The 7,333-nt window shown below is 58.6% G+C and carries 7 protein-coding genes and 1 pseudogene; all 8 read left to right on the top strand.

What is annotated here, in order from left to right; all coding sequences use genetic code 11:
• The first annotated feature begins 211 nt into the window (after positions 1–211).
• The 8 genes and pseudogenes from AB4Z48_RS37665 (at position 212) to AB4Z48_RS37630 (ending at position 7,322) form a co-directional block, all read left to right on the top strand.
• Positions 212–796 (top strand): TetR/AcrR family transcriptional regulator, encoded by a 585-nt coding sequence (locus tag AB4Z48_RS37665; protein WP_441623536.1) that lies wholly within the window; start codon positions 212–214, stop codon positions 794–796.
• A gap of 54 nt (positions 797–850) precedes the next feature.
• Positions 851–1,072 carry a DUF2798 domain-containing protein gene (locus tag AB4Z48_RS37660; protein WP_441623534.1) on the top strand — a complete coding sequence of 74 codons (222 nt, stop codon included), beginning with the start codon at positions 851–853 and terminating at the stop codon, positions 1,070–1,072.
• A 30-nt stretch (positions 1,073–1,102) separates the two neighbouring features.
• Complete coding sequence (locus tag AB4Z48_RS37655; protein WP_441623532.1) at positions 1,103–2,059, top strand: alpha/beta fold hydrolase; 957 nt, start codon at positions 1,103–1,105, stop codon at positions 2,057–2,059.
• A gap of 119 nt (positions 2,060–2,178) precedes the next feature.
• A complete protein-coding gene (locus tag AB4Z48_RS37650; RefSeq protein ID WP_441623540.1) occupies positions 2,179–2,595 on the top strand; it encodes an Ohr family peroxiredoxin in 417 nt (138 codons plus the stop codon).
• A 133-nt stretch (positions 2,596–2,728) separates the two neighbouring features.
• Complete coding sequence (locus AB4Z48_RS37645; RefSeq protein ID WP_441623530.1) at positions 2,729–3,154, top strand: cupin domain-containing protein; 426 nt, start codon at positions 2,729–2,731, stop codon at positions 3,152–3,154.
• Between the two features lie 13 nt (positions 3,155–3,167).
• Positions 3,168–4,484 carry an epoxide hydrolase family protein gene (locus AB4Z48_RS37640; protein WP_441623528.1) on the top strand — a complete coding sequence of 439 codons (1,317 nt, stop codon included), beginning with the start codon at positions 3,168–3,170 and terminating at the stop codon, positions 4,482–4,484.
• A gap of 549 nt (positions 4,485–5,033) precedes the next feature.
• Positions 5,034–5,144: pseudogene (locus AB4Z48_RS37635) on the top strand (IS5/IS1182 family transposase); the annotation flags it as partial.
• Between the two features lie 834 nt (positions 5,145–5,978).
• The gene (locus tag AB4Z48_RS37630; RefSeq protein WP_441623526.1) at positions 5,979–7,322 is read left to right on the top strand and encodes an MFS transporter; all 1,344 of its coding nucleotides are present in this window, start codon (positions 5,979–5,981) and stop codon (positions 7,320–7,322) included.
• Positions 7,323–7,333 lie beyond the last annotated feature (11 nt).

Below are 7,333 nucleotides of genomic sequence, written 5' to 3'. Positions count from 1 at the left end.
GAGTTCGATGTGGAGAACCTGCCCGTCGTCGTCGCCGTGGATGCCAGCGGCAATAGCGTCCACGAAAGCGGACCGCGCATCTGGCGCATTGCGACGGGTGCACTTTCCGCCCCATTATGACCTCCGGTAGTTCACGGGAGCTGGAGAGATCACCTCAATCGGATCCACGGGTGCCCTTGACAAAAATACCGATTGGTATATTCTTGCCTCCATGAATAAAGCTCAGCGAACCCGTCAGTTCATCGTCGAGAAGACAGCACCGCTCTTCAACGTCAAGGGCTATGCGGGTACGTCCCTGGCCGACATGGCGGAGGCCACCGGGCTGACGAAGGGGAGTGTTTACGGCAACTTTGCCAACAAGGAAGAGGTAGCACTTGCCGCTTTCGATCACAACTGGAAGCAGGCGCAGGAAGCAGTCAGGGCCATCATGGCCACGCGAGAAACCAGCAAGGAGAAGCTGCTGGCATTGACAGGCGTGTACGAAAACCTGCCTGAGGATTTCCCGGAGGGGGGATGCCCGCTGCTCAACACAGCCATTGAAGCCGACGACACTCACCCAGCCCTGCGCGAGAAGGCCATGGAGGCGTTCCGGGGCTGGAAGGCGAACCTTATCACGGTCATCAAGGCAGGGATTGCCTCGCAGGAGTTCCGGAATGGCGTCGACGCCGAGCAGACTGCCGTCACGCTGATTGCCTTGATTGAGGGCGCCATCATGATCTCTCGCCTCACCGGCAACGCCGGCTACAGCAAGGTCGTGATGTCGGCGGTGGAAAAAACCATCGTCGACCTGGCGTGATTTTTTCGACCAAAAATATACCATTCGGTATTTTATCTGCCAGGGGAAGTAACCATGCGCGTCGAACTGAAACGGAAAGTCGTATTCGCCCTGTCGATGGGAATTGTGACGACCGGGATCATTTCCTTCGTCCTCCTTGCTCTCAATCTCGGCTTCTCAGAAGGATTTGCCCTGACGTGGCTGCGTTCCTGGGGCATCGGCTATGTGATCGTCATTCCTACCATCCTCCTGTTCGGTCCGCGTCTGCAAACGCAGGTCGATCGCTTGATTTACTAAGCCGACAGGCCCGCATCGAGGATCACTGACATGTCCAAGCCATTCCCACAGCGGATGCTTACCTTCGTGCTCGTTCTTGGCGCTTTGATTGCGTCGGGATGCGCCCACGATTCCCACAGGCAGGTACAGAAAGCCGAGATCGGATTCATCGATATCGACAAGGACATCTCGCTAAGAAGGATGGTCGTGCACAACTCTGGCCCGAAAGGAACCGTTCTTTTCCTGCATGGATTCCCGGAGACCCTGTACGCCTGGAAGGACATTGCCCTGGCTCTTGGCGACGACTACGAAGTACACGCCATCGATTGGCCCGGCTACGGTTTATCGTCGCGACCGACGGCCGACAAGTTTTCCTATGCACCGAGAGACTATGCCCGTCTCCTGAAGGCTTACATCCGCAAGGCAGGCATCGACACGTCAAAACTCACAATCTACGCAACGGATATCGGAGCCTTGCCGGCCCTTCTGCTGGCGCTCGAAGAACCGGACATTGCCAGGACGATTATCGTGGGCGACTTCGCCCCGTTCGACAGACCTCAATACATGTATGAGAGCCTGCAGATCCTGAAGTCGCAACCTTCCGCCGAGCGGGCTCGTGTTCAGTTGAATGCAAATCGCGAGGATGTTCTCCAGAACGCCTACAGGCGCGGCTTGCCCAGAGAAGTGCAGTTCGACTTATCCGACGAACTCAAGGACGACATGTCGCGCGGATGGGGCCACGGGGAGATCACCTCAGCGGACGCTTTCTACTACTACTACTCACACTTCACGCGGGACCAGGAGTATTTCGAGTCAAACCTGGTCCGGCTCAAGACGCCCGTGAAGGTGGTTTGGGGTGAAAAAGACATCTACATCAAGAAAGAAATGGGCATCGAGTTCGCCGGGAAGGCCCATGCACCGTTCAGCCTTCTTCACGGGATTGGGCACTACCCGCATCTGCAGGACCCGCAGCAAACCGTAGAAGAAATTCGCGCCTCATTCCGGTGAGCCCGCATCGCGAGCGGGCCCGCGCAGCCGCCCTCATTCCGCGTGGCACGTAGGCGCCGCCCCTGACGACGCTGAACTCCGCGTGGCAAACAACCCTTAACCTGGAACATCCCGAGATGATCAATCAAATCGACAAAGTGATTTACACCGGCAAGACCCGCACTATCGGCGGTCGCAACGGCAATTCCCGCAGTTCCGACGACCGTCTGGTCGTCGACCTTTCAGGACCCGGCAGCGACGGCAGCGGTACCAATCCGGAGCAGCTTCTGGGCGCCGGTTGGTCGGCTTGCTTCCTAGGTGCAATCGCCAAAGCGGCACGGGCGGCCAAGGTCGCGCTTCCGGCCGACGCGGCCGTTGAGGCTGAAGTGGATCTCGGCCTGACCGGAGACGCCTACTTTCTGGCGGCGCGGCTCAACGTCAGCCTGCCGGGCCTTGACCGCCAGGTCGCCCAGTCTGTCGCAAATACCGCACACCAGCTCTGCCCATACTCCAAGGCCACGCGCGGGAATATTGATGTCGAAATCAGAATCGTCTGAGGACGGTCGAATTCCGCACGACACATAAGATAAGAAACCCTCTCCTGTTTCGCGCGCATTGGTCGATTCTCGCCGATGCGTGCCACGGACCTTCCCGTGAATCCCATCCGTCGTTCATCACGGAAACCTGCCAATGAAAATGACCCGACTCTTCGCCTCGGCCCTGCTTATCGCTATCAGTGGCTTCCTTTTACCAACGGCTCAAGCGCAAACGCCTGGAGTCCACCGCACCGATCTCGTCCAGCGCGACCTCAGCGTGCCCGATCGTGAGGGCGTACAGGTACGCGTTGACTTTGACCCCGGCGCATTCGCACCAAAACATTCGCACCCTGGGGAAGAACTCGCCTATGTTCTGCAAGGTACGCTGGAATACCAACTCGACGACAAGCCGCCTGTCACACTGAAGGCCGGCGACGCGCTGTTCATTCCGGCCGGGAGTGCCCATTCGGCGCGGAATGTCGGCAGCGGCAAGGCCTCCGAACTGGCAACTTACATCGTCAAAAAGAGCGCGCCTCTGGTAGTGCCGGCCAAACCACCTGGATCAGCCGCAGCGCATTAAAGGAGGCATTCCCATGAACACGCAAGGATCCAGTCAAGCTCCCAATCTGTCGCGCCGAACACTTCTATTAGGCGGCGTGGCGGCGGCAACGCTCTCCACGCTTTACCCAACCCTGGTTACCGCTGCGCAGGCAGAATCCGGGCATAGCGTGGCGTCAGATGCGATCCGCCCATTCCGCGCGCACGTCCCGCAAGTGGCCCTCATCGATCTGCGCCGCCGCCTAGCCGCTATGCGCTGGCCCGATCACGAAACAATCGGCGATCGATCCCAGGGCGTGCAGCTTGAAAAACTTCAGCCGCTCATGCGTTATTGGGCAACGAGCTATGACTGGCGAAAGGCCGAGGCAAAACTCAATGCCTGGCCTCAGTTCCTGACAAGCATCGATGGCCTGGACATTCATTTCATCCATGTCCGCTCGCGCCATGAGAATGCGCTGCCGCTCATCATGACACACGGCTGGCCAGGATCGGTGTTCGAGTTGCTCAACGTCATTGGTCCGCTGACGGATCCCACAGCGCACGGTGGCAGCGCGGGCGATGCGTTCCACCTTGTGATTCCGTCGATTCCCGGCTTCGGCTTTTCACAGAAGCCCACGGACACCGGCTGGAATCCAGGCCGCATCGCACGAATTTGGGACGTTCTGCTGAAGCGGCTCGGATACGCGCACTACGTTTCGCAGGGAGGCGACTGGGGCGCAATCATCTCCGACGCTCTTGGCCGTCTGGCACCTGAAGGGCTGCTTGGCGTCCACGTCAACCGCATCGAGCGCGCCACGACGTTGCCACCGGCGATCGCTATGGCGCTAAAAAGCGGGGACCCTGCGCCGGCAAGCCTGACCTCCGAAGAAAGGCAGGTGTTCGACGAGACGAGGGATTTCCTCAACAAGGGATTCGGTTACGCGGCCATCATGCAAACGCGACCGCAAACCATCGGCTATGGCCTAGCCGATTCGCCGGCGGGGCTGGCAGCGTGGATCTATGACAAGCAGGCCGACTGGGTATTCTCGCGTGGCGATCCGGAACGGGCACTAGGCCGTGACGCGATCCTTGACAACATATCCCTCTACTGGCTCACAAATACGGGTGCATCGAGCGGACGGATATACTGGGAAACCAGTGTCGCCCCGGCAAACAATGCCCCCATCACCGTTCCAGTGGCAGTAACCGTTTTCCCTGGGGAGGTCTACCGGCCGCCGAAGCAGTGGCTGGCACGAGCGTATCCAAACCTGATCTACTACAACCGCGTCGACAAAGGCGGTCACTTTGCGGCATGGGAAGAGCCTGAGCTGTTCAGTGCAGAACTAAGATCTGCGTTTCGATCGTTGCGCTGAGCGGAAGATACTGCGCAGGAGCGGTCTCGGCACACGGTTCACGGTGCCAAAGCGAGCGATCAATGCCCGCTCGAGCGCTGCCTCGACGGCCATAGGCTCGCCGCTCTCCCCCTGCGCAGGCTATTTGCCGGACAACTCAGCGACCTGGCGGCACGCCGTTCGCGCCTGCGTTGATTCTCTATTCTCAGCTTCACCGCGCGCACCGCGTCTTTGGCGTTGACCCGCAAGATGCCGGCCTCAGAATACAACGCAAGCGACTTGCCGTAGCGTTCGGCATAGGTATCAGCGGCAAAATGGGCCCGCGTCAACTCGGACTGCACGAACACCAATGGCTTTGGACAGTCCCGTCGCTCCCGTTGCGAGCCTCAATCCATCAGAAAGGGAAATATTCAACAAGGTCGAAATCCTTTACAAGATGGGCACTCACCGAAATTTGTCGGCGGCGTGCAATGAAGCTCTGGTCCGCTGCTATGTCAGGCGCTGTGCCAATCGTCCGACATCAGTGAGCAAGCGAGTCGCGCAGCAATCCCGCCGCTTGGAAGCTGCTGCAAAGTCAGCTACCGCGGCCTGAAGAAGTATGCCGGCCGTTCCTTCACGGCGCTAGCGCTGGTCAATCGTTACCTGAGTCGAGGGCATCTGATGGGAGCAGTCCGCCCGTAAAGGGCGAAAGGGGCGCCTCGCCAGCACACCCCAGCGAGGGTACGTGATGGCGAATTCTCTTCACGGTGCCACTTTCCGCTCGAACACGCTCCTGATCAGTCTACGTGACTCGGTTCACCCACCTTATTCAGAGTAGCCCCAGCATGCGAACCCCACTTGCGGTTGCGATAGACAAAGAGTAGGTCGGCGTTCATTGCGCAGACAAATGTGATGAACACTATTTGCGGCGCGCACCGCTATATCGCGTCGCTTTCGCGTGCCCACTTTCCCCATCGAAATTGGCTTGTAGCTGGATCATTCGATTTCCGAATCACGGTCTTTTCCTTCGCGATATTGCGACGCGGCCGCGCTTCGTCGATTGTGGAGGTCCATACCAATCGCAGAGTGTGGCCAGCTATCGGGCGTGAGCAGGCCGGGTTGTCGGCCAACGCAGGGCTAATCCGCTCGTCCACAACATTCAGGAAAAAAACGATGGCCGCAGTCACCACATCTTTGTGTAACGGTCGACGACGCCGAATACGGCTTCAGATTAGGAAACCGGAAGTGATGACAGGTTCCCAATCCGAGGCCACTTTCGGCGCCTATAACCACACAATGACCCTTCACTACGCTATGGCACGGAACGAGTAGCTACGGGCTTGACCACAAAAGATCGCCAGCATTGCAGCAGCCAGCCGCAATCGCATATGCGAAGTCGCCCGTTCGTATCGTCTATATGTGCTGAGTCTCCTCCTCTGAGAAGACGAGGGAACGTCAATAAGAGCTGCTGCCGCACTTGCTAAGTGCAAATCAGCCAGATCAGCTGGCAATATTAACCTTCAGGAGGATAGCGGAGTGAGTACAGATATTCGGAAGATAATCGATGAGTCGCCCATGAGCACGCTTCAGACAGTGGCCGTCATCGCGTGCATCATCTTGAACATGCTCGACGGATTTGACGTACTGGCGATGGCGTTTACTGCGCCCCAACTCGCCGCCGGGTGGGGACTGAGTGGCAAGGAGCTTGGCTTGCTTCTCAGCGCGGGACTGGTCGGCATAGGCGTCGGATCAGTCTTGATCGCTCCGATTGGCGATCGGATCGGCCGCCGCAAGGTCATCCTGTGTTGTCTGTGCATCATCGGGAGCGGGATGCTTGTGAGCTCGGTCACGCAAAGCGTCCTGCAGCTTGCCGCAGCGCGCGCTTACACGGGGCTTGGAATTGGAGGCATGGTGGCCAGCATCGTGGTAATTGGTGGGGAATACGCGTCGAACAGATGGCGCAGCGCTTCAATTAGTTTTCAGTCCACCGGTTATGCCGTGGGGGCTACCGTAGGCGGTGTCATTGCCGCTTACCTGATGTCGATCTGGGGATGGCGCAGCGTCTTCGCGTTCGGCGGCGTAGCTACGCTTCTGGCCATCCCAATGGTGCTCGCCGTGCTACCCGAGTCTCTCGACTACCTCCTCACCAAGCGTCCTGCCCACGCGCTTCGAACAATCAATCGGACACTTGTCAGAATGAAGCGCTCCCCGATTGACACGCTTCCCGAGCTGACCAACGTGACTGAGGCCGCTAAGCCATTCGATGGTGGTGCCGCGCTCATGAGGGCACCGCTGCTTCATCGGACGCTGGCATTGTGGGCCGCTTTCTTCTTTGTCCTGGGAAGTTTTTACTTCGTCGCCAGTTGGACGCCAAAGCTGCTAGTGCAAGCCGGCATGTCAGCCGAACAAGGCGTTACCGGTGGCGTGTTGCTCAATCTTGGGGGCATTGCAGGATCAGTGCTATTTAGTTTGCTATCCGCCAGATTTAGCTTGCGTCCTCTTCTCATCGCCAGCCTGGTAGCCGGTGGCGCGTTTATGTTCGCCTTCGGCACCCACACCACCTCTCTCAACGTGGTGATGGCAGTCAGCATTCTGCTTGGCGCCGTGCTCACCGCATCCGTAGCAGGCATGTATGCCTTGTCGTTGACAATCTATCCGACCGGAATCCGGACGACTGGCGTCGGTCTCGCGGCAGGTGCCGGCCGAATTGGAGCGGTACTTTCACCTCTTGCAGTGGGCGCGTTGTTGGACGGAGGATGGTCCGTTGCCAACCTATACATCGCTTTCGTTCTGCCCATGGCCGGTGCCGCAATAGCAGTCGCCATCGCTCACGCAAGTGTTCCGGACTCCCGTAACCGACGTGAACCGGCAGTGTCATAGCTGATGTACCA

The organism is Cupriavidus sp. 2TAF22 (assembly GCF_052115045.1).
Taxonomy (GTDB): Bacteria; Pseudomonadota; Gammaproteobacteria; order Burkholderiales; family Burkholderiaceae; genus Cupriavidus.
This window is presented reverse-complemented; position numbering and strand designations above follow the sequence as displayed.

Coding starts and splice junctions, on each gene's coding strand:
- AB4Z48_RS37665 (WP_441623536.1), top strand. CDS start 212: ATGAATAAAGCTCAGCGAACCCGTCAGTTCATCGTCGAGAAGACAGCA.
- AB4Z48_RS37660 (WP_441623534.1), top strand. CDS start 851: ATGCGCGTCGAACTGAAACGGAAAGTCGTATTCGCCCTGTCGATGGGA.
- AB4Z48_RS37655 (WP_441623532.1), top strand. CDS start 1,103: ATGTCCAAGCCATTCCCACAGCGGATGCTTACCTTCGTGCTCGTTCTT.
- AB4Z48_RS37645 (WP_441623530.1), top strand. CDS start 2,729: ATGAAAATGACCCGACTCTTCGCCTCGGCCCTGCTTATCGCTATCAGT.
- AB4Z48_RS37640 (WP_441623528.1), top strand. CDS start 3,168: ATGAACACGCAAGGATCCAGTCAAGCTCCCAATCTGTCGCGCCGAACA.